Source organism: Picosynechococcus sp. PCC 73109, from assembly GCF_001521855.1.
Taxonomy (GTDB): Bacteria; Cyanobacteriota; Cyanobacteriia; order Cyanobacteriales; family MRBY01; genus MRBY01.
The window spans coordinates 964574-991152 of the sequence record NZ_CP013998.1 but is presented as its reverse complement, the minus strand read 5'-3'; the positions used below and the strand labels follow the sequence as shown (position 1 = coordinate 991152).

At 50.3% G+C, this 26579-nt stretch carries 27 protein-coding genes and 1 pseudogene; 18 read left to right on the top strand and 10 right to left on the bottom strand.

Features of this window, described 5'->3' with window-relative positions; all coding sequences use genetic code 11:
* Positions 1–108: 108 nt before the first annotated feature.
* The 8 genes from nuoH to AWQ23_RS04755 all read left to right on the top strand — a co-directional run bounded on the left by nuoH (position 109) and on the right by AWQ23_RS04755 (position 7212).
* Entirely contained in the window at positions 109–1227 is a 1119-nt protein-coding gene (nuoH, locus tag AWQ23_RS04790; RefSeq protein WP_030007840.1) for an NADH-quinone oxidoreductase subunit NuoH, read from the top strand.
* A gap of 51 nt (positions 1228–1278) precedes the next feature.
* Positions 1279–1890 carry an NAD(P)H-quinone oxidoreductase subunit I gene (gene ndhI / locus AWQ23_RS04785; RefSeq protein WP_062433090.1) on the top strand — a complete coding sequence of 204 codons (612 nt, stop codon included), beginning with the start codon at positions 1279–1281 and terminating at the stop codon, positions 1888–1890.
* Positions 1891–1953: 63 nt separating this feature from the next.
* The gene (locus AWQ23_RS04780; RefSeq protein ID WP_062433086.1) at positions 1954–2571 is read left to right on the top strand and encodes an NADH-quinone oxidoreductase subunit J; all 618 of its coding nucleotides are present in this window, start codon (positions 1954–1956) and stop codon (positions 2569–2571) included.
* Between the two features lie 22 nt (positions 2572–2593).
* Positions 2594–2899 carry an NADH-quinone oxidoreductase subunit NuoK gene (gene nuoK, locus AWQ23_RS04775; protein ID WP_198158715.1) on the top strand — a complete coding sequence of 102 codons (306 nt, stop codon included), beginning with the start codon at positions 2594–2596 and terminating at the stop codon, positions 2897–2899.
* A gap of 250 nt (positions 2900–3149) precedes the next feature.
* Positions 3150–4616: a hypothetical protein gene (locus tag AWQ23_RS04770; protein WP_062433083.1), complete on the top strand. Its 1467-nt coding sequence runs from the start codon at positions 3150–3152 to the stop codon at positions 4614–4616.
* A 166-nt stretch (positions 4617–4782) separates the two neighbouring features.
* Positions 4783–5946: a cysteine desulfurase family protein gene (locus tag AWQ23_RS04765; protein ID WP_062433081.1), complete on the top strand. Its 1164-nt coding sequence runs from the start codon at positions 4783–4785 to the stop codon at positions 5944–5946.
* A gap of 14 nt (positions 5947–5960) precedes the next feature.
* The gene (locus AWQ23_RS04760) at positions 5961–6299 is read left to right on the top strand and encodes a circadian clock KaiB family protein (RefSeq protein WP_012306548.1); all 339 of its coding nucleotides are present in this window, start codon (positions 5961–5963) and stop codon (positions 6297–6299) included.
* A 52-nt stretch (positions 6300–6351) separates the two neighbouring features.
* Complete coding sequence (locus tag AWQ23_RS04755; protein WP_062433079.1) at positions 6352–7212, top strand: ABC transporter permease; 861 nt, start codon at positions 6352–6354, stop codon at positions 7210–7212.
* On the opposite strand, the gene AWQ23_RS04750 is transcribed toward AWQ23_RS04755, so the two are convergent.
* Positions 7209–8084: a lysophospholipid acyltransferase family protein gene (locus AWQ23_RS04750; protein ID WP_062433077.1), complete on the bottom strand. Its 876-nt coding sequence runs from the start codon at positions 8082–8084 to the stop codon at positions 7209–7211. The genes AWQ23_RS04755 and AWQ23_RS04750 overlap by 4 nt on opposite strands.
* A 69-nt stretch (positions 8085–8153) precedes the next feature.
* Here AWQ23_RS04750 and AWQ23_RS04745 point away from each other — a divergent pair, with 69 nt between their 5' ends.
* The 4 genes from AWQ23_RS04745 to AWQ23_RS04730 all read left to right on the top strand — a co-directional run bounded on the left by AWQ23_RS04745 (position 8154) and on the right by AWQ23_RS04730 (position 12148).
* The gene (locus AWQ23_RS04745) at positions 8154–8981 is read left to right on the top strand and encodes an SDR family oxidoreductase (RefSeq protein WP_062433074.1); all 828 of its coding nucleotides are present in this window, start codon (positions 8154–8156) and stop codon (positions 8979–8981) included.
* A 48-nt stretch (positions 8982–9029) separates the two neighbouring features.
* Positions 9030–9836, top strand: coding sequence for an EI24 domain-containing protein (locus AWQ23_RS04740; protein ID WP_062433071.1), 807 nt, complete (start codon positions 9030–9032; stop codon positions 9834–9836).
* A gap of 348 nt (positions 9837–10184) precedes the next feature.
* Entirely contained in the window at positions 10185–11072 is an 888-nt protein-coding gene (crtR, locus tag AWQ23_RS04735) for a beta-carotene hydroxylase (protein WP_012306543.1), read from the top strand.
* Positions 11073–11086: 14 nt separating this feature from the next.
* Complete coding sequence (locus AWQ23_RS04730) at positions 11087–12148, top strand: Mrp/NBP35 family ATP-binding protein (protein WP_062433068.1); 1062 nt, start codon at positions 11087–11089, stop codon at positions 12146–12148.
* 112 nt (positions 12149–12260) lie between these two features.
* Here AWQ23_RS04730 and AWQ23_RS04725 read toward each other — a convergent pair whose 3' ends face one another.
* The 4 genes from AWQ23_RS04725 to AWQ23_RS04710 all read right to left on the bottom strand — a co-directional run bounded on the left by AWQ23_RS04725 (position 12261) and on the right by AWQ23_RS04710 (position 15278).
* Positions 12261–12626, bottom strand: a complete 366-nt coding sequence (locus tag AWQ23_RS04725; RefSeq protein ID WP_012306541.1) for a hypothetical protein — start codon at positions 12624–12626, stop codon at positions 12261–12263.
* 67 nt (positions 12627–12693) lie between these two features.
* On the bottom strand, positions 12694–13137 hold the full coding sequence (locus AWQ23_RS04720) for a SufE family protein (protein WP_012306540.1): 444 nt from the start codon (positions 13135–13137) through the stop codon (positions 12694–12696).
* A gap of 133 nt (positions 13138–13270) precedes the next feature.
* Complete coding sequence (locus AWQ23_RS04715) at positions 13271–14326, bottom strand: hypothetical protein (protein WP_062433065.1); 1056 nt, start codon at positions 14324–14326, stop codon at positions 13271–13273.
* 238 nt (positions 14327–14564) lie between these two features.
* Entirely contained in the window at positions 14565–15278 is a 714-nt protein-coding gene (locus tag AWQ23_RS04710) for an ABC transporter ATP-binding protein (RefSeq protein ID WP_062433062.1), read from the bottom strand.
* Between the two features lie 82 nt (positions 15279–15360).
* Here AWQ23_RS04710 and AWQ23_RS04705 point away from each other — a divergent pair, with 82 nt between their 5' ends.
* Together AWQ23_RS04705 and bchM are read left to right on the top strand one after the other, a co-directional pair.
* The gene (locus tag AWQ23_RS04705; RefSeq protein WP_012306537.1) at positions 15361–15846 is read left to right on the top strand and encodes a CYTH domain-containing protein; all 486 of its coding nucleotides are present in this window, start codon (positions 15361–15363) and stop codon (positions 15844–15846) included.
* A 70-nt stretch (positions 15847–15916) separates the two neighbouring features.
* Positions 15917–16612, top strand: a complete 696-nt coding sequence (gene bchM, locus AWQ23_RS04700) for a magnesium protoporphyrin IX methyltransferase (RefSeq protein ID WP_012306536.1) — start codon at positions 15917–15919, stop codon at positions 16610–16612.
* 20 nt (positions 16613–16632) lie between these two features.
* Here the strand turns inward: bchM and AWQ23_RS04695 are convergent, their stop codons facing one another.
* Together AWQ23_RS04695 and AWQ23_RS16470 are read right to left on the bottom strand one after the other, a co-directional pair.
* Positions 16633–17481 carry a sulfurtransferase gene (locus AWQ23_RS04695; protein WP_062436512.1) on the bottom strand — a complete coding sequence of 283 codons (849 nt, stop codon included), beginning with the start codon at positions 17479–17481 and terminating at the stop codon, positions 16633–16635.
* A gap of 42 nt (positions 17482–17523) precedes the next feature.
* Positions 17524–17910: pseudogene (locus tag AWQ23_RS16470) on the bottom strand (ATP-binding protein); the annotation flags it as partial.
* A 49-nt stretch (positions 17911–17959) separates the two neighbouring features.
* Here AWQ23_RS16470 and AWQ23_RS04690 point away from each other — a divergent pair.
* Positions 17960–19090 carry a PP2C family protein-serine/threonine phosphatase gene (locus AWQ23_RS04690; RefSeq protein WP_012306534.1) on the top strand — a complete coding sequence of 377 codons (1131 nt, stop codon included), beginning with the start codon at positions 17960–17962 and terminating at the stop codon, positions 19088–19090.
* Here the strand turns inward: AWQ23_RS04690 and larB are convergent.
* Positions 19087–19857 (bottom strand): nickel pincer cofactor biosynthesis protein LarB, encoded by a 771-nt coding sequence (gene larB, locus AWQ23_RS04685; RefSeq protein ID WP_030007825.1) that lies wholly within the window; start codon positions 19855–19857, stop codon positions 19087–19089. The genes AWQ23_RS04690 and larB overlap by 4 nt on opposite strands.
* 33 nt (positions 19858–19890) lie before the next feature.
* Positions 19891–20328, bottom strand: coding sequence for a DUF2996 domain-containing protein (locus AWQ23_RS04680; RefSeq protein WP_030007824.1), 438 nt, complete (start codon positions 20326–20328; stop codon positions 19891–19893).
* 141 nt (positions 20329–20469) lie between these two features.
* Here AWQ23_RS04680 and trmB point away from each other — a divergent pair, with 141 nt between their 5' ends.
* Together trmB and ftsH4 are read left to right on the top strand one after the other, a co-directional pair.
* Complete coding sequence (gene trmB, locus AWQ23_RS04675) at positions 20470–21120, top strand: tRNA (guanosine(46)-N7)-methyltransferase TrmB (RefSeq protein ID WP_062433059.1); 651 nt, start codon at positions 20470–20472, stop codon at positions 21118–21120.
* A 175-nt stretch (positions 21121–21295) separates the two neighbouring features.
* Positions 21296–23173: an ATP-dependent zinc metalloprotease FtsH4 gene (ftsH4, locus tag AWQ23_RS04670; RefSeq protein WP_062433056.1), complete on the top strand. Its 1878-nt coding sequence runs from the start codon at positions 21296–21298 to the stop codon at positions 23171–23173.
* Between the two features lie 86 nt (positions 23174–23259).
* Here ftsH4 and AWQ23_RS04665 read toward each other — a convergent pair whose 3' ends face one another.
* Positions 23260–23967 (bottom strand): hypothetical protein, encoded by a 708-nt coding sequence (locus AWQ23_RS04665; RefSeq protein ID WP_062433054.1) that lies wholly within the window; start codon positions 23965–23967, stop codon positions 23260–23262.
* Positions 23968–24230: 263 nt separating this feature from the next.
* On the opposite strand from AWQ23_RS04665, the gene AWQ23_RS04660 reads away from it, so the two are divergent.
* Positions 24231–26513, top strand: a complete 2283-nt coding sequence (locus tag AWQ23_RS04660) for an ATP-binding protein (protein ID WP_062433052.1) — start codon at positions 24231–24233, stop codon at positions 26511–26513.
* Positions 26514–26579: the final 66 nt, after the last annotated feature.

The following is a 26579-nucleotide window of genomic DNA, read 5'->3' as shown; positions in this document are numbered from 1 at the left end:
GGAGTTTCCCGGAACAACGATATACTAATTCAGTGATGTCACTTTTGTTGGAAATCCCTGCCTCGATACATTCCCTTAACAATCCATCGTGCAGGCCAAAGAACCCCTATGAACTCAGGAATCGATCTTCAAGGTAGTTTTATCGAAACCCTCCAATCCTTTGGGTTGTCCCATGAAATTGCCAAGACTATTTGGCTACCCCTACCGTTGTTACTGATGATTATTGGCGCGACAGTGGGTGTTTTAGTCGTGGTGTGGTTAGAGCGAAAAATTTCAGCGGCAGCCCAACAACGGGTTGGCCCGGAATATGCAGGCCCCCTAGGGGTTTTACAGCCGGTGGCCGATGGTTTAAAGCTGGTTTTTAAAGAAGATGTGGTCCCCGCTAAAACAGATCCCTGGCTCTTTACCCTCGGGCCTGCTCTTGTGGTCATTCCAGTCTTTTTGTCCTATCTCATCGTTCCCTTCGGACAAAACCTGGTGATTACGGATTTGAACGTGGGGATTTTTCTGTGGATTTCCCTCTCAAGCATCGCTCCCATTGGCCTTTTGATGTCAGGCTACTCTTCTAATAACAAATATGCGTTACTGGGGGGACTGCGTGCTGCCGCCCAATCAATCAGCTACGAAATTCCCCTGGCCCTGGCTGTATTGGCGATCGCCATGATGTCCAATAGCCTGAGCACCATTGACATTGTTGAACAACAATCCGGTTACGGCATTTTAGGCTGGAATATTTGGCGACAACCCATTGGCTTCCTCATTTTCTGGATTGCTGCCCTTGCCGAATGTGAACGACTCCCCTTTGATCTACCCGAAGCAGAAGAAGAACTCGTCGCTGGCTACCAAACCGAATATGCCGGGATGAAATTTGGTCTGTTCTACGTTGGCTCCTATGTCAACCTCGTGCTTTCGGCGCTGATTGTTTCGATTCTCTACCTAGGCGGTTGGGAGTTCCCGATTCCCCTCGATAAGCTTGCCGGTTGGTTAAACGTTGCCCCCAGCACCCCTTGGCTCCAGGTGATCACCGCCTCCTTGGGGATTATTATGACCCTCGTGAAAACCTATGCCCTGGTCTTTATCGCTGTCCTCCTACGCTGGACTTTACCGCGAGTACGCATTGACCAACTCTTGAACTTTGGCTGGAAGTTTCTCCTCCCCGTTGCCCTCGTTAATCTATTGCTCACGGCGGCCCTAAAACTTGCTTTCCCCATTGCCTTTGGGGGCTAAAGCTTCGCCGTTTCTTTCTTCTTCTTTGTTGATCTTCCCACCCTATGTCCTATGTTTAAAATCCTCAAACAAGTCGGTGACTATGCCAAGGATGCAGCCCAGGCAGCGAAGTATATTGGCCAGGGTCTCTCGGTAACTTTTGATCACATGCGGCGACGCCCCGTGACAGTGCAATATCCTTACGAGAAGCTGATTCCCTCAGAACGGTTTCGCGGCAGAATTCACTTTGAATTCGATAAATGTATTGCCTGTGAAGTCTGTGTAAGAGTTTGTCCGATCAACCTCCCCGTCGTGGATTGGGAATTTGATAAAAGTATCAAAAAGAAAACCCTCAAGCATTACAGCATCGACTTTGGGGTTTGTATCTTCTGCGGTAACTGTGTCGAATACTGCCCCACCAATTGTCTATCGATGACAGAAGAATATGAGCTGGCCACTTATGATCGCCATGAATTGAACTACGATAATGTGGCCCTGGGTCGTCTGCCCTACAAAGTCACCCAAGATCCAATGGTGACCCCCCTCCGGGAGTTGGCCTACTTGCCCCAAGGTGTCATTGACCCCCATGATCTCCCCCAAGGCAGTCAGCGGGCTGGCGAGCATCCAGAGGATATTCTCGAACGCTTACAGGCAAAAAAGCAACAAGAAACGGCAGATCAATAAAGCCACGATAGACTAAGCAAGATTTAGTGCAGGTGTGAATTTAGCAGGAGTTTTAAAAAAACTGTGAATTTAGCAGAAGGTGTTCAAATTGTTTCGTTCGTCATCCTCACGGTGATGATGTTGGGGTCAGCCCTTGGGGTTGTGCTCTTTGAAAATATTGTCTACTCAGCGTTCCTGCTGGGGGGTGTGTTTATCAGTATTTCTGGGTTCTATATTCTGTTAAATGCGGATTTCGTCGCGGCAGCCCAGGTCTTGATTTATGTAGGGGCGATTAATGTTTTGATCTTATTCGCCATCATGTTGGTGAATAAAAAAGAAGACTTCAGTCAGATGCCTGGTCGTCTCCTTCGTCAGGGGGCAACGGCTCTAGTCTGCTTGGGTCTTTTCGCTCTCCTTGGAACAATGGTTTTGGTAACCCCTTGGGAATTGTCAGCAATTTCTCCGGCAGCAGTGGGCAATTCTGTGGTGGCGATCGCCAAACATTTCTTTAGCGATTTCCTCCTGCCTTTTGAACTAGCTTCAGTGCTCCTCCTCATTGCTATGGTGGGCGCGATTATCCTGGCCCGTCGCGATATTATTCCTGAGATTACAACCACAGAAGAAGGGAGTACCGGCCTCCAACTACCAGAGCGTCCCCGGGAGCTCGCTGGCGCAAATAGCCCCAAATCCAAACAAAACTAAGCTTTTCTTGACACCCATGCAAATTCAACTCGAATACATCCTGGTTCTCGCTGCCGCCCTATTTTGCATCGGCATTTACGGTTTAGTGACCAGTCGCAATGCCGTCCGCGTGTTGATGTCCATTGAGCTATTGCTAAACTCCGTCAATCTCAACTTTATGGGCTTCTCTAACTTCCTCGATCCCGGCGAAATCAAAGGACAAGTTTTTACCGTCTTTGTTCTGACTGTTGCTGCTGCCGAAGCCGCTGTGGGTTTAGCGATCATCCTTGCCATTTACCGCAACCGCAACACCATCGATATGGAACAGTTTAATTTGTTGAAATGGTAGCCCTTTAAAAACCAAGCAAAGTTAATAAACTTCATCTTTTTGAGAGGGATCAGTCCACTGGTCTCTCTTTTTTTCTTCACAAAGCATAAGGTTATCAAATAATAACAAGATAAACTAAAACTTAAACTTAACTCCCAAGGGATTGAGATAACATTAAGACCACGACAGCACAAACGACCTTGTGGGATTGACCGTAGCGATCTTCAAGCATCGTCCCGTGATTGCGATAAAGATATATAAGGAAAAATACATGGTTTCGACACTTTCTCCTCAAGCAACCCAATTACCCAATATTTGCGGTCAGGAGCAGGAAATTTCAGAGATTGTCAATCATCACGAAAAAATCTTTCTCGATCGGAGTGATCTCAATCTTGATCAAGTCAAGGCTGGGTTTGCCTGCGCCCTTCATATGCACCAACCCACCATTCCCGCCGGAACCGATGGCGCACTCATTTGCAACTTGCAGCACATGATGGAAAATCCCCATGATGGTGATAACCACAATGCCACAGTGTTTGCTTGGTGCTACAGCCGCATGGGAGAGTTTATCCCTGAGCTAGTAGCTGCAGGCTGTAGCCCTCGGATTATGTTGGATTATTCTGGCAACCTGCTCTGGGGTCTACGGCAAATGGGCCGGGAAGATGTCCTCGATAACCTTAAGAAAATCACCACAGATGCCCGTTATCAGCCCTATGTGGAATGGCTAGGGACTATGTGGAGCCATGCGGTGGCCCCTTCGACGCCTATCCCTGATTTAAAATTGCAAATTCAAGCCTGGCAGCATTATTTTGCAGAAATTTTTGGGGTCGAAGCCCTGAAGCGGGTTAAGGGATTTTCGCCCCCAGAAATGCACCTCCCCAATCATCCAGATACGCTATTTGAATACATTAAAGCCCTCAAGGAATGTGGTTACCGTTGGCTCTTGGTGCAAGAACATTCCGTAGAGCGTTTGGACGGTTCTGGTTTACACCATGATGATAAATATCTCCCCAATCGCCTGGTGGTGAAAAATTCCCGGGGCGAGGAAATCAGCATTACGGCACTGATTAAAACCCAGGGGTCTGATACGAAACTGGTGGCCCAGATGCAACCTTATTACGAAGCGAAGAGTCGCGATCGCCAAGAATTAGCAGGTCAATCAGTGCCCTGTTTAGTTTCCCAGATCGCCGATGGGGAAAATGGCGGCGTGATGATGAATGAGTTTCCTGGAGGTTATCTCCCGGCTTGGCATGACATTAAAAATGACGGTAGTGTTGTCGGCTTTAACGGCACGGAATATCTTGAACTCCTAGAAGCGAAGGGTATTACCGAAGCCGATTATCCAGTGTGTCAGGCGGTGGGCCAGGCGAAGATTTGGGCAAGACTAGAGGCGGAAAATCAAGGTGTTACGCCGGAAACTGTCAATCAGGCGATCGCCTATTTAAATGAACATGACCACCAATTCCATGTGGATGGCGCTTCCTGGACAAATGATCTCAGTTGGGTCAAGGGTTATGAAAATGTCCTGGAGCCGATGAACGAACTGAGCGCTAAATTCCACGAAAAATATGACCGCCTCGTGGCCGAAGATCCCAGCGTAACGAAAACAGAAGCTTATCAACGATCTCTGTTGTATTTGCTGTTGGTAGAAACCAGTTGTTTCCGCTATTGGGGCCAGGGCACTTGGACGGACTACGCCCGGAAGCTCTACAGTGATGGGCTTGCAAGTTTGGCTTAGGGTTTGTACTAGAGTGATGTGATGGCGAAACTCTTCTGGTCTTGGACTGGGGGAGTTTTTTCTTGTTGCGACTTTGGCTTATCCTGGGATACTCCCTTGGTCGCACGGGCTGACGGGTTGACCCGAATTTACGTATGCTAAGGAAACCATTGAGCGATCGCCCACCATGCAAATTTACCTTGATTACAGCGCAACAACGCCCCCCCATCCTTTGGTGATCCAGCGGGTGCAAGAAGTCTGTAGCCAAACCTGGGGCAATCCCTCAAGCTTACATGGTTGGGGCAATCGGGCTGCTACTCTCCTAGAAATGGCGCGGATGCAAGTGGCGAGCCTCATTGGTGCAGCGAACCCCGATGAAATTATTTTTACGGCAGGGGGTACCGAAGCCGATAACCTGGCGATTTTTGGCATTACCGATCAGTACCGAGAGCCGCAACATTTGATTATTTCCCAGGTGGAACATCCGGCGATCGCCAAGGCCGCAGATTTCCTCGCAACCCAAGGCTGGCAAGTGACACGCCTCGGAGTTAATCGTCGTGGCCAAGTAGATCCTCAGGATCTAGAAAAGGCGATTCAAGCCAACACGGTTTTAATTTCGGTGATCTATGGCCAGAGCGAAGTGGGCACCATTCAACCCATTGCGGAACTGGGGGCGATCGCCAAAAAACATCACATCACCTTTCACACCGACGCAGTTCAGGCCGTGGGACGCATTCCCATTGATCTCCGCCAGCTTCCCGTGGATTTGCTTTCCCTGTCTGGGCACAAAATCTATGGCCTCCAGGGGGCTGGTGCATTGTATGTGCGCGACGGTATTAAACTTCAGCCCCGACTCTACGGCGGCGGCCAAGAACACAATTTGCGTTCCGGCACCCAAAATTTACCCGGCATCGTTGCTTTGGGGATGGCCGCTGAACTCGCCGAGGAAACCATGGCCCAAGAAATTGAGCGCTTGAGTCACCTCCGCAATTTTCTGTTAAACCGAGGGAGCAGTAGCCCACATCTACAAATTACAGGCGATCGCCATGCCCGCTTGCCCCACCATGTCAGTTTTGCCTTGCGCCAAGATTCGTCCCTCCTGGGCCTAACCGGGAAAACCCTCGTGCGCCAAATGAACCTCGCTGGCATCGGTATTAGTGCGGGGTCTGCTTGCCATAGCGGTAAACTCAATCCCAGCATAACCCTGAAGGCGATGGGCTATAGCGATCAAGAGGCTCTCTCCGGGATTCGCTTAACCCTAGGTGCACAAACTCAAATGGAAGATATAGAATGGACGGCGATCGCCCTCGAACAAATTTTGCAGCGACAACCTACCGTGCTTCTGGCATAACCTGACCCAAATACATGGCTTCTGACTTCTCTAAGGATCCCTCCCCGCGGCTAGATCCAAGCCCTCCCATCCACCACAAACAAAATGAATTCTATGTGCTTTATCTCTACGTTGCTGGCAGTAATAGCCATTCCCGCTGGGCGATCAACGAACTAGAAAGCATTTGCAGCGAATATCTGCCCGGACGCCACGAAATCCGGATCATTGATATTTATGAGCACCCCGATCTCGCTGAGTCAGAACGGATTGTTGCGACCCCGACTTTGATCAAGAAATTGCCGCCCCCCTTGCGAAAGTTTATCGGCGATTTATCCGATCGAGAAAGTATTCTGATTGGTTTAGATATTTGGTAAAAGCCATGGGGAGAGACCGCCCAACCGCTATACTGACAGACGTTCTGTTTTAATGTGGGCTATTATGGCAGGGGAAAATCCTGAGGCAAAACTTTCGCGTCGCCTGGCCCTGGTGGGGGTGACGCTTACCGGGCTATTTGTGGCGATCGCCCTCGGCGCACCCTTATTAGAAAATGCCGGCTGGCTGAAAGATCCCCTCGATTCCCTCAGTTTCCCGATCCATAGTCCCCCCAGTTGGCGCCATTGGTTTGGCACCAGTCGCCAGGGTTACGATGTTTTGTCCCGCACCCTCTTTGGCACCCAAGCAGCCCTCAAGGTAGTGCTGCTAGCCACGAGTCTCAGTTTAATGATCGGCGTTCCCCTGGGGATGGTGAGTGGATATTTTGGTGGCAAGGTAGACCGGGTGCTGCTGTTTTTAATGGATACGATCTATACCCTACCGGGATTGCTGTTGTCCGTTACCCTCGCCTTTGTGGTGGGCAAAGGAGTGATTAACGCGGCGATCGCCTTGAGTATTTCCTATGTGCCCCAATATTTTCGCCTTGTCCGCAACCGCACTACCAGCGCCAAAACAGAACTGTTTATCGAAGCAGCCCAGGCCATGGGCGCAACGCCGAGGCGAATTTTGTCGAAATATTTGTTTCTCAATGTAATCCAGAGTGTACCGGTACTGTTTACCCTCAATGCTGCTGATGCGATTTTAATCCTGGGGGGATTGGGCTTTTTGGGTTTAGGTTTGCCCGATGGCACGCCGGAATGGGGCCATGATTTGCGCCTCGCCCTCGATGCTTTGCCGACGGGGATGTGGTGGACGGCGCTGTTTCCGGGGCTGACCATGACCCTGATGGTGATGGGTTTATCTTTGCTGGGGGAAGGCTTAAACACCTGGCTAAATCCTGCGAACCGCCGCTAGGGACAACTTTTAGGGCGAGAGTCTACCTCAGCGATTAATTGGTCTAATTCCCGTTGCATTTCCCCTAAAACCCGCTGATAGCAGGCTTCAACATAGGGGCGATCGCCCGCCGCGGCCCGGCCATATTTTTCAAAGCGAATTGGTGGACAGACCCGTGTGTACATTTTTGTGGGTAAGGGAAAGTTGGGTAGGGGGCCAAAGGCGACACCCCAGGGTAAACCGAGATAAATAGGAAAAACTTCTGGGTCGATGTTAAATAGCCACGGCAGGTTAAACGCTTTTAAAAATCCTTGGAGGGGTTCGTAGATATCTTCAATGACAAAAATACTGTCGTGGGCTCCCCAGGAAATCAGTGGCACAATGGGCACCCCCTGGCGCAGGGCCAGTTTAATAAATCCCCGTCGCTCGGCAAAATAAATCTGATTTCTTTGGGCATGGGGCCGGAAGACATCTTGGCCGCCCCCCGGATAGACAAGGACATTGGCCCCGGATTTCAAAGCGGCGATCGCCATTTTCGGGTGGGCCTGCACTGCTCCTGTTTTGACCGCAATTTTTGCTAATTCTGGGAAAGCGAGCCAAATATTGCGGTGCATCAGGCCATAGGTGGGCCTTTCAACTCCATACCGCCGAAACCAGTCATACATCATCATCCACATATCCGGTGCCGCAAGGCCGCCATTGTGGGAACCAACCCCTAACACCGGCTCAGCCGTCGGCAAATTTTCCCAGCCACTGGTCTCTACCCGAAAATAAAATTTGTAGAGCCACTCCCAGAGGGGCAGCAAACGCCGGATAGTTTCTGGGTCACGCCCTTCTAAAGACCAGCCATCCAAGGGCGGATCCAGGGGCGGAAATGGCGGAAAAAGGGGCATAATAGCGATAAAACAAGACTTTACAATGCTTAAAATTATGGCACGGTTTGTTAAGGAGGAATTCCCTTGGTGAAAATTGCAATTATTGGCTGTGGCTATGTGGGCCAGGCGATCGCCAAGCAGTGGACAACGGCGGGTCATCAAGTGACCGTGACAACAACGACCCCCGAAAAAGTCTCCCAGTTACAAGGGATTGCTCACCAGGTGAAAGTCCTCAGCGGCGATCAACCAGAAGCCCTCCAGGAGCTTTGTGAAGGCCAAGATGTCATTCTTTTGGCGGTGGGTTCAAAGGGGCGCACCGAAGCAAATTATCGGCAGGCTTATCTGAAAACGGCCCAAAACCTCGCCCAGGCCCTCACCCATAACGACACCGTTAAACAGGTGATTTATACCAGCAGCTACGCCATCGTCGGCAATCACCACGGTGCTTGGGTTGATGAAAAGACCTCCGACAAACCACCCCATGTTTTTGCAGAAATTCTTTTGGCAACGGAACAAACCCTAAAGGCGATCGCCACCGATGCACGTCAGGTTTGCATTCTCCGTTTGGGGGGAATCTATGGTGAAGGGCGGGAAATTAAAAAAATCTTCCAACGGGCCATGGGCCAGGTTCGACCTGGTGACGGCAGCGAATATGGTAACTGGATTCATTTAGCAGACATTGTGGCAGCGATCGAGTTTGCCCAGATCCATAATCTGAGCGGTTTATTCAATCTGGTTTGTGATGAACCACTGCCCCGGCGAGAATTACTCTCTCGTTTGGCCGAAAAATATGCCCTGGCCCCAGTACGTTGGGATGCGAGCCAACCCTCTGATCGCCCCTTAAATGTGCGTGTATCTAACCAAAAATTAAAAAATTTAGGGTTTACATTCCGCCATCCGACCATTGAAGTTTAGATTGAAAGACAGAGAATTACGACTCAAGGTAGAGTTGACCCGAAAAATATGCCCATTGACTTCATTCGGGGGGCCAGTTACCCATTCCGCGCCGCGAGATTTTTTTCCCGTCACCCGAAGCTTCTCCAATATTTAGCGATTCCCCTTGGCGTCAATGTTGTGCTGGGGGGATTGCTCTATACTTTTTCTCTGCGCTGGGCGTGGCGGACGGCGGGGGCTGGCTACACTTGGATTAGCACCAGTCTGATTGGTTTAATTGATCGCTTGCCTGCCTGGTTGCAGTGGTTAGATTACGGCGCAAATTTTCTGGGGGGATTGTTAGGCCTGATTTTCATTGCGGCAGTGTTTATTGCTGTAGGACTACTGCTGGTGCAGTTTGGCGTTATTCTTGGTGCCCCTTGGTATGGCCAACTCTCAGAACAGATTGAAAAACTCCGCACCAGTCGCCTGGAAATCATTGAAGTGGGTATTTTCCGCGACATTGGCCGCGCCATTCTCTTTGAACTAAAAAAATTAGCCTTGGTTTTGGCGATCGCCCCTTTGTTGTTTGGGATCAACTTTTTGCCGGGGATTGGTAGCGTACTGTCCTCCCTGGGAGGCTTGGCGGTGACTTTAACGATCATTTGCCTTGATTTTTTCGATGCCACCCTTGAGAGAAGGCGCTTTACATTTCGTCAAAAGTTACGGCAAGTTTACTGGGCTTTGCCGGGGAGTGCGGGGTTTGGGCTGGTTTGTCTGGGGTTGATCAGTTTGCCTTTTCTCAATCTTGTGACAATTCCCCTCTGCGTTGCCTCTGGCACTTTGTTTGTGTGCGATCGCCTGTTGCCAAAGCTAAATCCCCCAGCCAGTGACTAGGAACCGAGGACAGGACACTCTCTTAAATTCTTCCCAATGCAGGAAAACCGATTGTTTATCAATCACGCCACGGAACATTAATCCTCTTAATTGTCAAACTCCACGAGGCGATCGCCACGGAAGAAGACGATAAACTTCAGAAAGTAACCGTGGACTTGGTATTTTACAAACGCAGCGAAGCAGCAAATGGTTAGCTTGAAATTAGCCCAGAAACGTTGAATTACAAGCGTTTTTTGTTTTTTTCTAAACAGTGTTTATGGCACATCAAGGTTTATGAATTAGCCTTAAGTATTGTAAACTACCCAAGGATTAACCAAATTTCACAGACATCGAGGAGAACAGGAGCTTATGACGGCGGCGGCAGCGTCATCATTGGTAATGTCAAGGGAGTATTTGCGTCCCCCTGGTGGGATGAACCCCAATGTGTGGATGGTCATCATCGCAGTAGGATTGATCGCCACCTCCGTGGGAGGCTATTGGTTTTGGGGTTGGTATGACTGGATTTGCTTCCTAGAAAATGTTTTAGCGCTGCACCTTGCGGGAACGGTGATTCACGATGCGTCCCACCGTGCCGCCCATAGCAACCGTGCGGTCAATACCATTCTGGGCCATGCCAGTGCCCTAATGCTGGGATTTGCTTTTCCGGTTTTTACCCGGGTCCATCTGCAGCACCACGCCCATGTCAATGATCCTGAAAATGATCCGGATCATTTCGTTTCGACTGGCGGCCCCCTCTGGATGATTGCAGCCCGTTTTTTCTACCACGAAATCTTTTTCTTTAAGCGTCGTCTGTGGAAAAATTACGAATTACTGGAGTGGTTCCTTAGCCGTGCCTTCTTAGGAGTCATCGTCTACCTGGGCATCCAGTATGGTTTTATTGGCTACATCATGAACTTTTGGTTTGTCCCGGCCCTGGTGGTTGGTATTGCCCTGGGTCTGTTCTTTGATTATTTGCCCCATCGTCCCTTTGAAGAACGCGATCGCTGGAAAAATGCCAGGGTTTACCCAAGCAAGCTTCTCAATCTTTTGATCCTTGGGCAAAATTACCACCTGGTTCATCACCTGTGGCCCTCAATTCCTTGGTATAAGTATCAACCCGCCTATTACTACATCAAGCCCCTGTTAGATCAAAAAGGTTCTCCCCAATCATTAGGGCTGCTCCAGGGAAAAGATTTTCTCAGTTTCCTCTACGATATTTTTGTGGGCATTCGCCTGCACCACAAACCCAAATCCTAAATTTTCCTGAAGTTATGGCTGATACCCAAGCAATTCTGGCTGCCCTCCGTCCCGTTCAAGATCCTGAGCTTCAAAAAAGCCTGGTGGATCTCAATATGATCCGCAATGTTTCTGTGGAGAATGGTACGGTGAAATTCACCCTGGTGCTCACAACGCCCGCTTGTCCCCTCAAGGAATTTATCGTCGAGGAGTGCAAAAATGCTGTGCTGCCTTTACCTGGGGTAAACGCTGTGGATGTGGAAGTCACCGCCGAAACGCCTCAACAGAAAGCACTGCCTAACCAACAGGGCATTGATAACGTCAAAAATATCATTGCTATCTCCAGCGGCAAAGGGGGCGTTGGTAAAAGTAGCGTTGCGGTGAATGTGGCGATCGCCCTGGCCCAAACTGGCGCAAAAGTCGGCCTCTTGGATGCAGATATCTACGGGCCAAATGTGCCGAACATGATGGGCATTGGCGAAGTCGAAATCAAGGTCGATAAAACAGGCGGCCAAGATATTCTCCAGCCAGAATTTAACCATGGGGTCAAACTCGTTTCCATGGCGTTCCTGATTGACCCAGACCAACCAGTGATTTGGCGAGGGCCGATGCTCAACGGCATCATTCGTCAGTTTCTCTACCAGGTGAACTGGGGCGAACTGGACTATCTCATCGTTGATATGCCCCCTGGTACGGGTGATGCCCAACTAACGATGGCCCAGGCGGTGCCCATGGCCGGTGCTGTCATTGTCACCACCCCCCAAACCGTTTCTCTCCTAGACTCGCGCCGGGGCCTCAAGATGTTCCAGCAAATGGGAGTGAATGTGCTGGGAATTGTTGAAAATATGAGCTACTTTATACCGCCGGATCTGCCAGATCGCCAATATGACCTGTTTGGCTCTGGGGGCGGCGAAAAAACCGCGAACGAATTGGATGTGCCTCTCCTCGGCTGCATTCCCCTAGAAATTGCGCTCCGGGAAGGGGGCGACACTGGTACACCGATTGTGGTCGCCCAACCAAAATCTGCTTCGGCTAAGGCTCTGGTCTCCATCGCTAAGGCGATCGCCGCGAAAGTTTCTGTGGCGGCCCTCGCTTAAATTGAAGCCCTAAATCATCCAACTAATTGGCATAAAAAAGGGGGCGTTAGCCCCCAGCTCTTTAGTGAATATTCTGAAAATCACCGTCGAAAATCGCAATAGTTCTTAACCCTTAGCGATTCATTTTCTTCGCCATGTTACGGAACATGTCCATGCTGCTATCGACCTTCAGGTTAGGACGAGGCGCTGCCGGGGTGATGGGAGTGCTGGCGGTTTCAGAAGAAGCCTTGGTTGCTTCCGTTGCCTGGGATGTGGCTTGTTGATTTTTGTTCAATTTACGGGCGATCTCCGAGGAGACTTGGGTGACAACGGTCGCGCCCTCTTGACCCTTCAGTTTCGGGAAAGTCCGCTTAATAGTTACGGATTTCTTCATCAATTCAGTATCACCAAGGGTCTGGGCTTCTTCAAAGTCGAGGAAGTAATCACTCTTAGGAGCTTCGTTCTTTTTCTTGCCGCCAAATAAGCCAAAAAGTGCCATAGGATTTAAATTTTCTTTTTTTAACAAACAACATTACTTGTTGTAAATGATATCAAAATTTTCTCATTTATGAGTTGGAACTCGCTTCTAACCCCACTTCAAAGCCCCTTGCTTTTTTTTGCATCATTTTAAAAATGTTGTAAAAACCGTTAGCCCTAGACGGCGTTAGGCTCACATTCAATCCCGTTTCTGCGATGAAGTCTGGGGTGACCGCCAGGATCTCGGCAGGCGATAAACCATTTAACCCTGTAATCAGTAGGCCCACCAATCCTTTCACGAGCTGGGCGTCAGAATCCCCATGGTAAGTCACTTTGCCCGCTTCGTAGTCTGCTGTGATAAAGACCTGGGAAACGCAACCATGGACTTTATTGTTGGCGTTTTTCTCACTGTCGGCCATGGGCTCGAGCTTGTTGGCGTACCACAAAAGCTGTTGATATTTTTGTTTGGGATCTGTTTTTCGCTTAAACCGACTGACGATCTTTTCGAGGTTTGCAGGTAACGTTCTAGGCATAATCACTTAAAAATAAACGTCGATAAAATTTGCAACTTCTATTGTTAAATATTGTGACAAAAAAAGATTGGCGATCGCCACTGGGTCAATCACCAACGGGGTCTTAGGGAGACCCAATATTTTAGGACAGCAATTAGTTCCGTAAAAAGGCTGGTAGATCCACCACTGCCGCAGACATCGGCCGCTTCTGGCTCCGGGGACTGTTGAGGGTCGGCGCTGGCCAGTTGTGGTTGGTTTCTGCTTTGGCCGGGGTGCCCATGGGCGCACTGACCCGTCGTTTGGTCACCGGGGGGGTAATCCGTAGGGCGGCCTTTAGGCTCATGGTGGGCTTCAGGATTGAAGCGGCCCCGGCGGATTCTTCCATTTCTTCAATTTCTTCTTCGAGGGCCGCTAACTGACGATCTAGGTCAGCTTCGGTATTCGGATCTGCTTTGGCGATCGCCGGCATTGTTGGCTCGGTTGCCGCTGTTTCCGGCTCAGACCAGGGTTGAATATTCGACGCCTTGGGCATGGAGGCTTCCCCGGTCGCCAAATCGTTTTCGACGGGAATATCCGCGCATTCATCTAGGGCTGATTTGTACTGCAGAGTGTAGCGTTGTTGCCGCTGGAGTCGCACCTGGAGATCCTTAATTTCCTGTTCGGCGGCGAATAGTTTTTGCTGCTGCTCGTTATAGGCTTCCTGGAGGAGGGCACATTCGCGTTCGATTTTCGCCAACTGTGTTTGGCTAGTTTGGAATTTGTATTCTAGTTCTGCGAGCATCTCTTGGTATTGGCGGGCATTTTGTTTGGCTTGTTCGAGTTCTTGCCCCAACTGACTGAGCTGTTGCTGGCTCGTATTCAGTTCGTCACTTTGCTGGGTAATGAGGCTGTCGGCGCTGCGGGAACGGATAATGTGTGCCTGGAGTTTTTCTTGGGATTCGGCCAAGGCTTCTTCGAGTTGAACAACGGTTTTGACCAGTTCGCGGTTGTGCTGCCTTAGTTTATGGGCGATGACATAGCCATCGGCGTTGGGACTCGGTTTCGGAATCGTCGGGCTAGGACTCGCAGACTCTGGTTGTTGTTTTTCAGAATGACCCGGATCTACGGCACTGGTCGCTTCGGTCTCGGGGGCCTGGGGCGGAGACTGATTGAGGTTCGCTTCGGTCTCGGGGGGCGTGGGCTCTGGCGAGGGGAAGTTAAAGTTGCTCATAGTTGTGCTGATGTAGACGGGACGCGAAAGGAAAACAGGAGAGGCAATGGGGTTTTGCTCTGCAGTGTAACAAGGGATTTGGCCGACTTTGACAAAATTTGCGAATTTTATCGTTTTTTTAATGGACTTGTCCCCAAGGAATCATGGTGGTGGAATAGGGTTCCCCAAAGTCTTGTCCCAAGTGTATCTGAATTGAACCATGGCGATCGCCAAATTGCATACCACTCCCGTAGGATTCTTAGGGGCTTGGGGCCAGGGCCACTTGGATCATTTCCGCAGGACTGAGGTTTGGGTGGGTAATACTGCCATCCCGGAGCCAGATAATCCGCTTGGTTTGCCGGGCCACTTCCGTTTCGTGGGTGACCATCACCACGCTCATGCCGTCGTCGTGGAGGGTCTGAAATAACGCTAAGATTTCTTGGGTGGTTCGGGAATCTAAAGCCCCGGTGGGTTCGTCCGCCAGCAGTAGTAAGGGTTTATTTACAATCGCCCTGGCGATCGCCACCCGTTGTTGTTGTCCCCCAGAGAGTTGGTTCGGACGATTATAGAGACGACTGCCCAAACCGACTTTGGTTAAAGCGGCGACGGCCCGGTCCCGCCGTTCGTGGGGAGGAACATTGCCATAGACCATCGGCAAAATAACATTTTCAAGGGCGCTCATCTGGGGCAAGAGATGAAATTGCTGGAAAACAAAGCCAATATTGCGATTCCGAATGGTGGCCAGTTGGCGATCGCTGAGGGTGGCGACATTTTGGCCATCGAGGAAATAATCGCCACTGGTGGGCTGATCGAGGCAACCAATGATGTTCATCAGGGTTGATTTGCCGGAACCCGACGCCCCCATAATGGCGCAATATTCTCCCGCTTGAATGCTGAGTTCTACCTGTTTGAGGGCATAGATTTGGGTGTCCCCTTGGCCGTAAATCTTGGAGAGATTATGAATTTCGATCATTGATTTTTGTTGGCGATCGCACAGTTGATCTTCATTCTAGGCCACAATCTTTGGGGTCTGCCGCTGTGGAGGTTTTCACGCTATGCCCCAAGAAATTGAACGGAAATTTCTCGTCATCGGCGATCGCTGGCGGGATCTGGCCCCAGGGATTCCCTATCGCCAAGGCTATCTCCAACGGACGCCCGAAAAAACGGTTCGGGTGCGCATTGCCGGGGAGCAGGCTTTTTTGACCATTAAAGGTAAAACCGAGGGGATTGGGCGCTTGGAATTTGAATACCCAATTCCCTTGATCGAAGCCCTAGAAATGCTAGAACATCTTGGCGATCGCCCCCAGATCGAAAAAATCCGCTACCGCATTCCCCTCGATAATTTCCTCTGGGAAGTCGATGAATTTCTCGGTGAGAACCAAGGCTTAATCCTGGCAGAAATTGAACTCACAGATGCTGATCAACCTTTCCCAAAACCCAATTGGATTGGCCCTGAAGTGAGCCACGAGCCCCGCTATTACAACGCCAACCTCGTTAGCTATCCCTACTGTCAATGGTCCCCCACAGAACAATCACCCTAGGGTTTCCCAAAGCTGCTACATTATTGGATCGATAACAAAATCCTTTAATTTTTTTTGAATCCAAAGCGCCATGACCTCCTCCCTCAATGACAAAACCATCGTCAAAGATTATTTCAATGCCAAGGGCTTTGACCGTTGGCGACGCATTTATGGTGACGGGGATGTCAACAAAGTCCAGGCTGATATCCGCGTCGGGCACCAACAGACCATTGATAAGGTGGTGGCTTGGCTTAAGGCCGATCAAAATCTCAACCTCAGAAGCATTTGTGACGCTGGCTGTGGGGTCGGTAGCCTCAGTATTCCCCTCATGGAGGCCGGTGCTCGCTCAATTTACGCCAGCGATATTTCTGAAAAAATGGTCGGTGAAGCCCAGGAACGGGCCGCAAAAATCTTTGGCAACACCCCTAATCTAAAGTTTGAAACCAAAGATCTCGAAAGCATCAGCGGCAAATACAATACGGTGATTTGCTTGGATGTGCTGATCCATTACCCCACCGAGGATGCGGCAAAAATGATTGCCCACTTGGCATCCCTCAGTGAAGATCGCTTGATCTTGAGCTTTGCGCCGAAAACGTTTTGGCTGACGATCCTCAAGAAAATCGGTGAATTCTTCCCTGGCCCTAGCAAGACTACCCGCGCCTACCAACACAAGGAACAGGATATCCGCCAAATTTTAATTGATAACGGTTTTGCGATCGCCCGCACCGAAATGACCAGTACCCGTTTTTACTATTCCCGTTTGTTGGAAGCGGTTCGCCTCCGGTAATAAATATTGCCTGAAATTTCCTAAGGAGACTTTGCATCGAACGAGGGGGCTAAATAGGAACACCAATCACTCCAGCCCCCAGGGTACAGTTTCAAATTATGGTGGCCCGTCAGCTCCAAAGACAGCCAATTGACACAGGCCGTGACTCCGGAGCCACAATACAGCACGATCTCTTGCTCAGGGGATAGGTTTTCCCAGAGGGTTTGTTGTACTTCCGGCGGTTGGGCGAACCCTTTGGCATCGGTAACTTGTTTCCAGGGGACATTGAGCGCCCCAGGAATATGGCCAGCAATTGGATCAATGGGTTCAACTTTTCCCAAATAGCGATCGCCATCCCGGGCATCGATCACCAGCCGTTGATTGTCCGTCGCGATTAACAAGTCCTGGCGATTAACCACCAATTGGGGTTGGGGATTTGGCTCAAATTGGCTGGGTTTAAACCCAGGAATATCAGTGGCGATCGGCGCTTGGGCAGTCTGCCAGGCCGGAAACCCGCCATCTAACAGGCGGGCTTTGTCGTGGCCATAGTATTTGAGCAACCACCAAAACCGCGCCCCAAAAGCACAGTGAAAGTCGTCATAGATAATCACTTCGGTGCGATTGCGCTCAATGCCGAGGCGAGAAAGTAACGAAACAAAAGCTTCTGGGTCAGGCAAAGGATGACGCCCCCCATGTTGTTGCACAGGGCCAGAGAGGTCTCGATCCAGATGCAGGTAATAGGCCCCAGGAATATGGCCTTGTTGGTATTGCGTTTCCCCCCAGGTCGGATCATTGAGCCGAAAGCGACAATCGACAATGACAAGGTTGGGATCAGCTAGGCGATCGCCCAATTGATCAACGGTGATGAAATGGGAAGATAAACGGGGCATCAGATGTTTAACGATATGTAAATAATTCTGTTGCCGCTGGGGATCACGGCGGTAGGTGAGATGATTGGCCACTTTCTGCAAAATCATCATGCCACGCCCCCCCGCATCTTCTAGGGTGGTTTGTTGGTGTTGTTGGGTAGCGTAATATTGCTCTAGGTCAAAGACAGTGGGGCTATGGTCCCAAATGCGAATTTCGAGGCTATGGTGACTGAGGCAGAGTTCAACGGTGATCTGGTACTGCTTGAGATCTTCGCCGTGGGCATGGCGAACAGCATTAGTAAATCCCTCAGCGATCACGATTTTACACTGGAGCCAATCTTGGCTGGCCAGGTGATGACGCAGTTGAAAAGCCTCACAGTGCTGGAGGACTTGGTCTAACTGAGCCGTATCACTGGGAATTTGGAATTGAAATTGGTCTAAGATAGCCAAAGTACAGCCATAAAAAGGGATAGTCTCCCTTGGTAGTTTAGCTTAAGTAATGCCTCAGATTCTTGTCATTGATGATGACCTTGCCATGCGGGTTCTCTTGGAACGGACCCTCAAACGTAAGGGTTATCAAGTCACCACCGCGAGTGATGGCAAAACGGGATTGGACTTGGCGATCGCCACCCGGCCCGATCTCATCATTTCCGATTGGATGATGCCGGAAATGAATGGCATTGAAGTCTGTCAAGCAGTGAAACAACACCCCGATCTCTCGACTACCTTTTTTATTTTGTTGAGTGCCCTAGATGCCGTCGAAGATAAGGTAATGGGTTTAGATGCGGGAGCCGATGATTTTCTCTGTAAACCCATTAGCAGCCACGAACTAGAAGCCAGGGTTAGATCTGGCCTGCGAATCTGTCGTCTCACCCAGGATCTGACTGCCCAGAAACGCGCTTTAGAGTCGGAACTGACCGAAGCCGCCCAATACGTTAAATCCCTTTTACCAGACCCCCTCTATCAAGATCATTTACAGATCGATAGCTGCTTTATTCCGTCTTCCCAATTGGGGGGCGATGGCTTTGATTATTTTTGGCTCAGTCCCCAGGAACTGGTGTTTTATCTTTTGGATGTGTCGGGCCACGGCCTCAAAGCCGCACTTCCTTCCATTAGTATTTTGAACCTCCTGCGATCGCGGAACAAAACTAAAGGTCTTGACTACCGCAGCCCCCAGGCTGTTCTGAATCACCTCAACCGCACTTGCCAATTTCTCGAACAGCAAGGGCAATACTTCACCATGTGGTATGGGATTTATGACGTGGATGACCGGATTGTTACCTATGCCTGTGCGGGCCATCCCCCGGCGGTTCTGGTGAAGCCCAATACTGGTGAACCGCCGCAATTATTAAAGGCCCAGGGGTTCCCGATTGGGATGTTGCCACCCGACCTCAGCATCTACGAAGAACATAGCCTTTATCTGCCGTTTAATTCCCGCTTGTATTTGTTTAGTGATGGGGTCTATGAAAATACGGCGGCCCTAAACCACAAACAGCAATGGAATCTGTTTTTGAACTTTCTACAGCGGTTCCAAGGCACTTCTCTCCAGCCTCTGGTCAAAAGCATTGGCGATCGCCTGCACCAAAATCACCTCGAAGACGATTTTTCACTGTTGCGTTTGACCCTCTAGCGTAACTTTGCCGCCGTCCGCAAAATTTGTCCCGCCAAGATCGCCGCCCCAAAGCCATTATCAATATTCATCACACCGATGCCCGCCGCACAGGAATTAAGCATGGTCAGCAGAGCAGAAACGCCCCCAAAACTCACTCCATAGCCAACACTGGTGGGCACCGCAATCACAGGGCAATCGGCCAAACCTGCCACCACGCTAGGCAAAGCCCCCTCCATGCCCGCCACCGTAATCAGAACGTCTGCTTGCTCGATTACATGGCGATGACTTAAAAGACGATGAATTCCGGCCACCCCCACATCCCAAAGGCGATTTACCACAAAACCCGATAACTCTGCGGTGACAGCCGCTTCTTCGGCTACGGGGAGATCGGCAGTGCCAGCGGTCAAGATCGAAATCGTCCCCCGATGGCGTACCTGGGGCGGTGCCTGGATGAGGGCACAAATGCGGGCTTCGGGGAAATAGGTGAGGTTATGTACCTTGGGCTGCAGTTGGTGGTAGGTCTCCACATCAATGCGGGTAGCCATGACAACCGGGTGGCGATCGCCCATCGTTTGCATAATTTGGGCAATATGATCCGGCGTTTTCCCTGGCCCCCAGATCACTTCCGGAAAGCCCGTGCGCAGTTGGCGGTGGTGGTCAATTTTGGCAAAGTCACCCACAGCTTCAAAGGTCAAATGCTTCAGCTCTGTCAGCGCATTTTGGGGACTAACTACCCCCTGGGCCACCGCTTCGAGTAACTGTTTGAGGGCCTCAGGATCGCTCATGGATAACCTTGTCGGTACAGATTGCGCCGCGCCTTAATTGAGAACTAACCATTTTTGGCCATTGAGGCGCTGGAGCACATAGCCGACCATCAAGGGAAGATTCACCCGACGTTCATCGATCATGAAAGACTCTAGGGTGCTGTGGGGGGAGCCATCCGTCGCAAAAGACCAAGCTTTCTGGCCTTTGATATCTGCATCAATGAAATAAAGGATAAATTGCCGCTTGTTATTGAGCCAACTGCCTTGAACCTGCCAGCAGACTTGGGATTCTAAACCTTTAATGGGAATATTCGTTTCGATAAATTTGAGACCCATGTCCCCAATGCCATTTTCCTTGAGGGCAGTTTGTAGATCCGGGAGGAAGTGATTCTCAATAAACTCCGCAAAGGGTTTGTCTTCTACTGCGGGGGGCTTTTCCTTTTTTTTCGCGGCGGGGGCTGCTTTGGATTTGGGATCGGTGGTTTCTGCCATAGTCTGCCGAAAAGTTGAGGGGTTCACGAAGGGCAAAGGGTTTTTGCTCTTTTTCATTTAAGCATATCCAAGTTTAGCGTGGGGGACGTGGCACAATGGGATGGCAAATTTTTTCGTTGGACATTTTTAAGGAGTGAGTTCGTGGGGCGATCGCGCGTTCGACAGCATGTCAATCCCTTAACCGATAAGTATCAACAGGTGTTTCAGATGCCAGATTGGTCAGAGCTTTTTGCTGATCTAACGGCCCCTTTGCACCTTGATATTGGCTGTGCGCGGGGGCGGTTTATTTTAGAGATGGCCCAACGGTTTCCAGAGCGTAATTTTGTTGGGGTAGAAATTCGCGAACCCCTCGTGGACGATGCCAACGAAATCCGGGATCAACTGGGGCTAAACAATCTTCACTACGTTTTTGCGAATATTAATACTTCTCTCCGGGTGCTGTTGGACTCCTTGCCGACGGAAACTTTGACTTGGATCACGATTCAATTTCCTGATCCTTGGTTTAAGAAAAAGCACCACAAACGCCGGGTTGTGCAACCAGATTTAGTTGACATTCTGGCGAAACATACACCCCAAAAGCTGGTTTTGTTTTGTCAATCGGATGTTGAAGAAGTTGCTTTAGAAATGAGAGAAAAATTTCTGGAGCATGAAAAATTTGTCCTCACCCATGATTCGTTTTGGCTGAAGGAGAATATTTTTCCAGTGCCGACGGAGCGGGAAGTCGCCACGGCTAACAAAGGCGAACCGGTCTACCGTTTTCTTTTGCATAAAAAAGAAGAAAGTAGCGCGTAACAGATGCCTTGGCGATCGCCCCTAAAGCGACTAAATACCTTGGCCAAGCCCTAGCCCACTAACACAAATGATCCCGTCTGAAGCCGAACCGTTGATTTCGGTTAACCGCGTTGTATCAAAAATGTGACGATCTTTACAATGGGGGAATACAAAGCTTTCTGCGGAAAACATTGCTATGAGCATCAAAGATAAACCCCCCTCTCGGACGAGGCAAATTGGCTCCATTTTGTTGTGGCTGACGGGACTTTTTTTCCTGGTGAATGCCTTTTTCCCCAATTTGTTTGGTAATCCGACCCCCCAGGTGCCCTACAGTCTCTTCATCAATCAGGTAGAAGATGGTCAGGTGGCCCGCGCTTCCGTTGGCGATCGCGAAATCCGTTACCAACTCAAAGCCGAAGGCGAAGAACAACAGGGCACAATCCTCCGCACCACCCCCATTTTTGACCTAGATTTGCCCAAGCGTCTCGAAGCCAGTGGCGTTGAATTTGCCGCACCTCCCCCAAAAAATAATTTCTTTGGCAATATCTTGGGTTGGGTGATCCCGCCGATTATTTTTGTCTTAATCTGGCAATTTTTCATTGGGCGCAGTGCTGGTGGTGCCGGTGGGGCAGGGGGAGCACTCTTCTTTACCCGTAGCAAAGCAAAAGTCTACGTTGAGGAAGAAGCCACAAAAATCACCTTTGATGACGTAGCTGGTGTCGAGGAAGCCAAAACCGAACTCACAGAAATTGTTGAATTTCTAAAAACCCCCCAACGCTACACGGCGATCGGTGCCAAAATTCCCAAAGGGGTATTACTGGTTGGCCCTCCGGGAACCGGAAAAACCCTCATGGCGAAGGCCGTTGCTGGCGAAGCTGGCGTGCCTTTCTTTAGTATTTCGGGTTCGGAATTTGTTGAACTCTTTGTCGGTGCCGGTGCCGCCCGGGTACGGGATCTCTTTGAACAAGCCAAGAAAAAAGCCCCTTGTATTATCTTTATCGATGAATTAGATGCCATCGGCAAATCCCGGGCCAGTGGCGGCATGATGGGGGGCAATGACGAACGGGAGCAAACCCTCAACCAGCTTTTAACCGAAATGGACGGTTTTTCGGCGGGCGATGCCACCGTGATTGTCCTAGCTGCAACGAACCGCCCCGAAACCCTTGATCCTGCCCTGCTCCGCCCAGGACGGTTTGACCGTCAAGTCTTAGTGGATCGCCCGGATCTTGGCGGACGTCTAAAGATCCTCGAAATCTACGCCAATAAAGTTCAACTCGACAACGAAGTCAATTTAAAAGAAATTGCGACTCGCACCCCTGGATTTGCGGGGGCTGACTTGGCGAACCTTGTTAACGAAGCAGCTTTGCTAGCGGCTCGTAATAAGCGCGATAAGGTGACTCAAGCGGATTTTTCGGAAGCAATTGAGCGGGTTGTCGCTGGCCTGGAGAAAAAAAGCCGGGTTTTGTCGGACAAAGAAAAGAAAATTGTCGCCTATCATGAAGTCGGTCATGCCCTTGTTGGTGCTTTGTTGCCTGGGGGAGGCCGAGTTGCCAAGATTTCCATTGTGCCGCGTGGAATGGCAGCCTTAGGTTATACCCTACAAATGCCTACAGAAGACCGTTTCTTGATGGATGAGCGGGAAATGCGTGACCAGATTGCCACCCTACTCGGAGGCCGTTCCGCAGAAGAAATTGTTTTTGGTTCGATCACCACAGGTGCCGCCAACGATCTGCAACGGGCCACGGATCTCGCCGAACGGATGGTCACCACCTACGGCATGAGCAAAGTCCTCGGCCCCCTTGCCTATGAACGGGGTTCTCAAAATAATTTCCTCGGTGAAAGTATGATGAATCCCCGGCGCATGGTCAGCGATGAGACAGCCCAGGCCATCGATGCAGAAGTGAAAGAAATTGTCGAGACTGCCCATGATCAGGCGATCGCCATTTTGCGGGCCAACCGAAATTTACTCGAAACCATCTCCCAAAAAATCCTCGATACAGAGGTCATTGAAGGCGATGAACTCCAGGAACTTTTGAACCAAGCCGTTAAGCCAGAAGTTTCAGCTTCAGCCTAGGCCCCAAACCTTGAATGTTGCCTGATTAGTAACTTAGAAATAAAAAATAGTTTCCTATGGCTTTTCCAAGGGTCATGGGAACTTTTTTATGGTGCTGTGGTTGCTGGGGGGCTCACATTTTCCACGTCTGGTAGGGTAGGAATGCTAGGTAAAGCAGGAATCCCCGCATCGGGAACTAACCCTTCGCTTGGGGTTGGGGTCGTATCTAGGCTTGGGGGTGGCGTGATTGTCTCTGGGGTTGGCGATGCTGGCGATGTTGTAGCTTCGTTACTCGCCACAGGCTGACTGAGGTTCAGGAGGACATCTACTTCGGGATAATAACTGGCCCACTGTTTGATATTGGGGTTCCGTTGCCAATCCTGTTGGGAAATACGCAGATTAAATAGAGGAGCCACCGCCACATCATTTTGACCAAGTACCAAAAGATCCAAAGTGCTGGGGGTGGGACTTTGCCTAAATAACAAAGGAATTAGCAATTCGGTGCGATCTTCGGCCTGGCGCATAAACCAGGAATAGCGGCTGGGGGGTTGACCGGAACTTAAGGGTTCTAGACCATTAATTTCAATGGCATCAAAACGGAGCATACAAGACATTTCTGGGGTGATCGCTGGGTCTTGGGGAGGCTCGGCATAATCACAGGTCAGTTGGGGCGGTGCTTGGGCGATCGCCTGGGGGAGCGTCAAGCTTAATAGTCCAACTAAGCCCACCAGACCCAAACAAGATCTAGAGGCGAAACCCAGGGCCAATGGGGGAATCCCTGGGACAGAGATGCGGTTTTGAAAACTATAGAACATCGGCGAAACCTACAATAGGAGCGCGAAAGGAAGGCAAAAGCCTTGTATGATATCATCCTACCGAAAAAATACCTGTCGCCAAGTCAGGCTTGATCATCCTCTGCCCTTGACACGTTTCGTTTCAAGACAAGAAGATTCTTTCAGCAACCCCTCAGCTTGCCATAAACTTTCTTTAGAAAAGCTTAGATCTAAAGCTCCCGCCAAAAATTAGGGCCATGCTAGACAGCAACGAGGTCTGTCTGATTGGTCTCTTGACGTAATTCATGATTCTTAACGCCATTACCCCCGATATTGCTTGGACTGCCCCCTGGAATGTGCTGCAACAGTTGTGTCATCTTTGGCGGCGGTTTGGCATTGGCATCGACCCCCAGGATCGCCTATACATCAGTGGTGCCCAGTTACAAGAGGCAGGGTTGGCCCTCGACTACGACGTTTTTCACCTCCTCATCGAAACGGATTTTACGGCTCTGCTGTGGGCGAAGGCTATTGATCCCGCCGCAGTTACTCCGGATACGCCGTCAGCCCCAGGGGAACAGTATGAAATTTCTATGGTGTTCGATCCCCAGGCGATCGCCCCCCTGATTGCGACCCTCCTCGGTAGTCATGTGGACTTTCCCCAATTGAAGGCCCTGCGAAAAAAGATTTTGCCCCAACGCTCTGCGATTCCGCCGGATCTGATGGTGGGCCTCTTGGAGATTGTGCGATCGCCGTCCATTCAAGAAACTGCATCTGACGAGGCAGTGGTGCCAAACCAACCCCTGAATATGTTGCTGAGCCAGCGCCTAGAGCAGGAAAAGATCCTCAATAATGTCACCCACCGCATCTACCAAAACCAAGACCTGATGGTGACGGTACGCATGGCCCTCGAACAAGCCCAGCGCCTCTTACGGGTTGATCGGCTGCTGGTTTATCAGCTCGATTTACCGACGGCGAAGCCAGAGAAATTCGTCAATCGGGTCACCTTTGAAGTGGTGTCCTCAGACAAAGTTACTTCCCTCCTGCATTTTGACCAAGATGAATGCCTGACGAATAATCAACTGATCAAAGATGCCTATCTGAATGGGAAGCACTTGGCGGTAAATGACATCGAGACCCAACCAAACCTCAGTCCCTGTTTTAAACAACAACTCCAAGGGATGCAGGTCAAGGCGAAGTTGGTAGTGCCCCTCATCGTCGAGCAGCGCCTCTGGGGTTTACTCATCGCCCACCAATGCCATGGCCCCCGCCGTTGGCGCAAAAATGAAATTACTTTCCTGACCCACGTGGCGGAATATTTGGCGATCGCCATCCTCCAAGCCCGTTCTTACCAGCAATTGCAAGAACAAAAAACCAGCCTTGAAACCCTCGCCCAACGCCGCGCCCGGGAACTAGAAGATGCCCTCCTTTCTGCCCAAGTGGCCAGCCAATCGAAAAAAGAATTTATCCACATCATGAGCCACGAGCTTTTGACCCCGCTCACGTCGATCATTGGCCTCTCGAATACCCTCAGCTATTGGACAGCCGACGACAATCCGAAAAAGCTCTCCCCCGAAAAACAGCGCGTCTATCTCCAAACCATCCATGAAAGCGGCACTCGCCTGCGCAATTTGCTCCAGGATATTCTTGATTTTTCCCAAACAGAAGCGGCCCGTTCCGTGTTGGATTTACAGAAATTTTCCCTCAAACAATTGTGTTATCGCGTCCTCAATGGGTTCCAAGAATTAGGCGATCGCCAGGGGATCAACCTTAAATTCATCAATCAACTAGAACCAGAACAAGATTCCTTTTACGCCGACCCAATTCGCCTGGAAAAAATCCTCAGTCACCTCCTGTCCAATGCGATTAAATTTACCTCCCACGGTGGCGAAGTCACCTTCAGCATTTGGCGCGAAAAACAAAAAGATGTCAGCTTCCAGGTCAAAGACACGGGCATTGGCATCCCTCCCCAGCAAATTCCCCTCCTGTTTGAGCAGTTCCAGCAACTCGAACCTTCCATGAGTCGTCGCTACGATGGGGCAGGGTTTGGTTTAGCCCTCGTCAAACAGCTCGTCGAAATTCACCAGGGACAAATCCACGTCACCTCCACCCCAAAAAAAGGCTCCATCTTCACCGTCCGCATCCCCAACCAAGTGCCCCGCAATCTTCACCCCGTGGGTAAGGGGAGTGTGGGCGGTAACCAAGGCGGCACCATTGTGCTGGTTTCCCAGGATGAAGAAATGGCGACCCTGATTTGTGAGTTGTTAACGGCGACGAACTACCAAGTGATTTGGCTGATCGATAGCGAAATTGCCAGCCGTCAGATTAGTGCTCTCCAGCCGATTTTAGTGATTCTCGATGCCCACCAACATAAAATTCAAATTGAAGACATTATCGATAGCCTCAAAATGGCCCCCCAAACCCAACAAATTCCCACCCTCTTGACGGGCGATCGCCTCAGCGATGACCAGTGGCAAAAACTTCAAAAACATGGTTTCCAAGATTACCTCCCCAAGCCGATCCACAGTGAAAAACTGATTGATATGGTGAACCATTACGTCACCCGTCACTATCTCGCCAGCACCCTCTAGGACAGCCAACCCATTGGCGATCGCCCGCTGTTTCTGGCACGATTCAACTACGCCCACCCCTTCACT

Excerpts from the sequence above, each read along its gene's own strand:
- AWQ23_RS04660 (WP_062433052.1), top strand. The coding sequence starts at position 24,231 with ATGATTCTTAACGCCATTACCCCCGATATTGCTTGGACTGCCCCCTGG.
- AWQ23_RS04715 (WP_062433065.1), bottom strand. The coding sequence starts at position 14,326 with ATGAGCAACTTTAACTTCCCCTCGCCAGAGCCCACGCCCCCCGAGACC.
- AWQ23_RS04695 (WP_062436512.1), bottom strand. The coding sequence starts at position 17,481 with ATGCCCCGTTTATCTTCCCATTTCATCACCGTTGATCAATTGGGCGAT.
- AWQ23_RS04765 (WP_062433081.1), top strand. The coding sequence starts at position 4,783 with ATGCAAATTTACCTTGATTACAGCGCAACAACGCCCCCCCATCCTTTG.
- AWQ23_RS04750 (WP_062433077.1), bottom strand. The coding sequence starts at position 8,084 with ATGCCCCTTTTTCCGCCATTTCCGCCCCTGGATCCGCCCTTGGATGGC.
- ndhI (WP_062433090.1), top strand. The coding sequence starts at position 1,279 with ATGTTTAAAATCCTCAAACAAGTCGGTGACTATGCCAAGGATGCAGCC.
- AWQ23_RS04690 (WP_012306534.1), top strand. The coding sequence starts at position 17,960 with ATGCCTCAGATTCTTGTCATTGATGATGACCTTGCCATGCGGGTTCTC.
- AWQ23_RS04665 (WP_062433054.1), bottom strand. The coding sequence starts at position 23,967 with ATGTTCTATAGTTTTCAAAACCGCATCTCTGTCCCAGGGATTCCCCCA.
- AWQ23_RS04730 (WP_062433068.1), top strand. The coding sequence starts at position 11,087 with ATGGCTGATACCCAAGCAATTCTGGCTGCCCTCCGTCCCGTTCAAGAT.
- AWQ23_RS04755 (WP_062433079.1), top strand. The coding sequence starts at position 6,352 with ATGTGGGCTATTATGGCAGGGGAAAATCCTGAGGCAAAACTTTCGCGT.
- AWQ23_RS04725 (WP_012306541.1), bottom strand. The coding sequence starts at position 12,626 with ATGGCACTTTTTGGCTTATTTGGCGGCAAGAAAAAGAACGAAGCTCCT.
- AWQ23_RS04680 (WP_030007824.1), bottom strand. The coding sequence starts at position 20,328 with ATGGCAGAAACCACCGATCCCAAATCCAAAGCAGCCCCCGCCGCGAAA.
- ftsH4 (WP_062433056.1), top strand. The coding sequence starts at position 21,296 with ATGAGCATCAAAGATAAACCCCCCTCTCGGACGAGGCAAATTGGCTCC.
- AWQ23_RS04720 (WP_012306540.1), bottom strand. The coding sequence starts at position 13,137 with ATGCCTAGAACGTTACCTGCAAACCTCGAAAAGATCGTCAGTCGGTTT.
- crtR (WP_012306543.1), top strand. The coding sequence starts at position 10,185 with ATGACGGCGGCGGCAGCGTCATCATTGGTAATGTCAAGGGAGTATTTG.
- larB (WP_030007825.1), bottom strand. The coding sequence starts at position 19,857 with ATGAGCGATCCTGAGGCCCTCAAACAGTTACTCGAAGCGGTGGCCCAG.
- AWQ23_RS04740 (WP_062433071.1), top strand. The coding sequence starts at position 9,030 with ATGCCCATTGACTTCATTCGGGGGGCCAGTTACCCATTCCGCGCCGCG.
- AWQ23_RS04760 (WP_012306548.1), top strand. The coding sequence starts at position 5,961 with ATGGCTTCTGACTTCTCTAAGGATCCCTCCCCGCGGCTAGATCCAAGC.
- bchM (WP_012306536.1), top strand. The coding sequence starts at position 15,917 with ATGACCTCCTCCCTCAATGACAAAACCATCGTCAAAGATTATTTCAAT.
- AWQ23_RS04710 (WP_062433062.1), bottom strand. The coding sequence starts at position 15,278 with ATGATCGAAATTCATAATCTCTCCAAGATTTACGGCCAAGGGGACACC.
- AWQ23_RS04705 (WP_012306537.1), top strand. The coding sequence starts at position 15,361 with ATGCCCCAAGAAATTGAACGGAAATTTCTCGTCATCGGCGATCGCTGG.
- nuoH (WP_030007840.1), top strand. The coding sequence starts at position 109 with ATGAACTCAGGAATCGATCTTCAAGGTAGTTTTATCGAAACCCTCCAA.
- AWQ23_RS04770 (WP_062433083.1), top strand. The coding sequence starts at position 3,150 with ATGGTTTCGACACTTTCTCCTCAAGCAACCCAATTACCCAATATTTGC.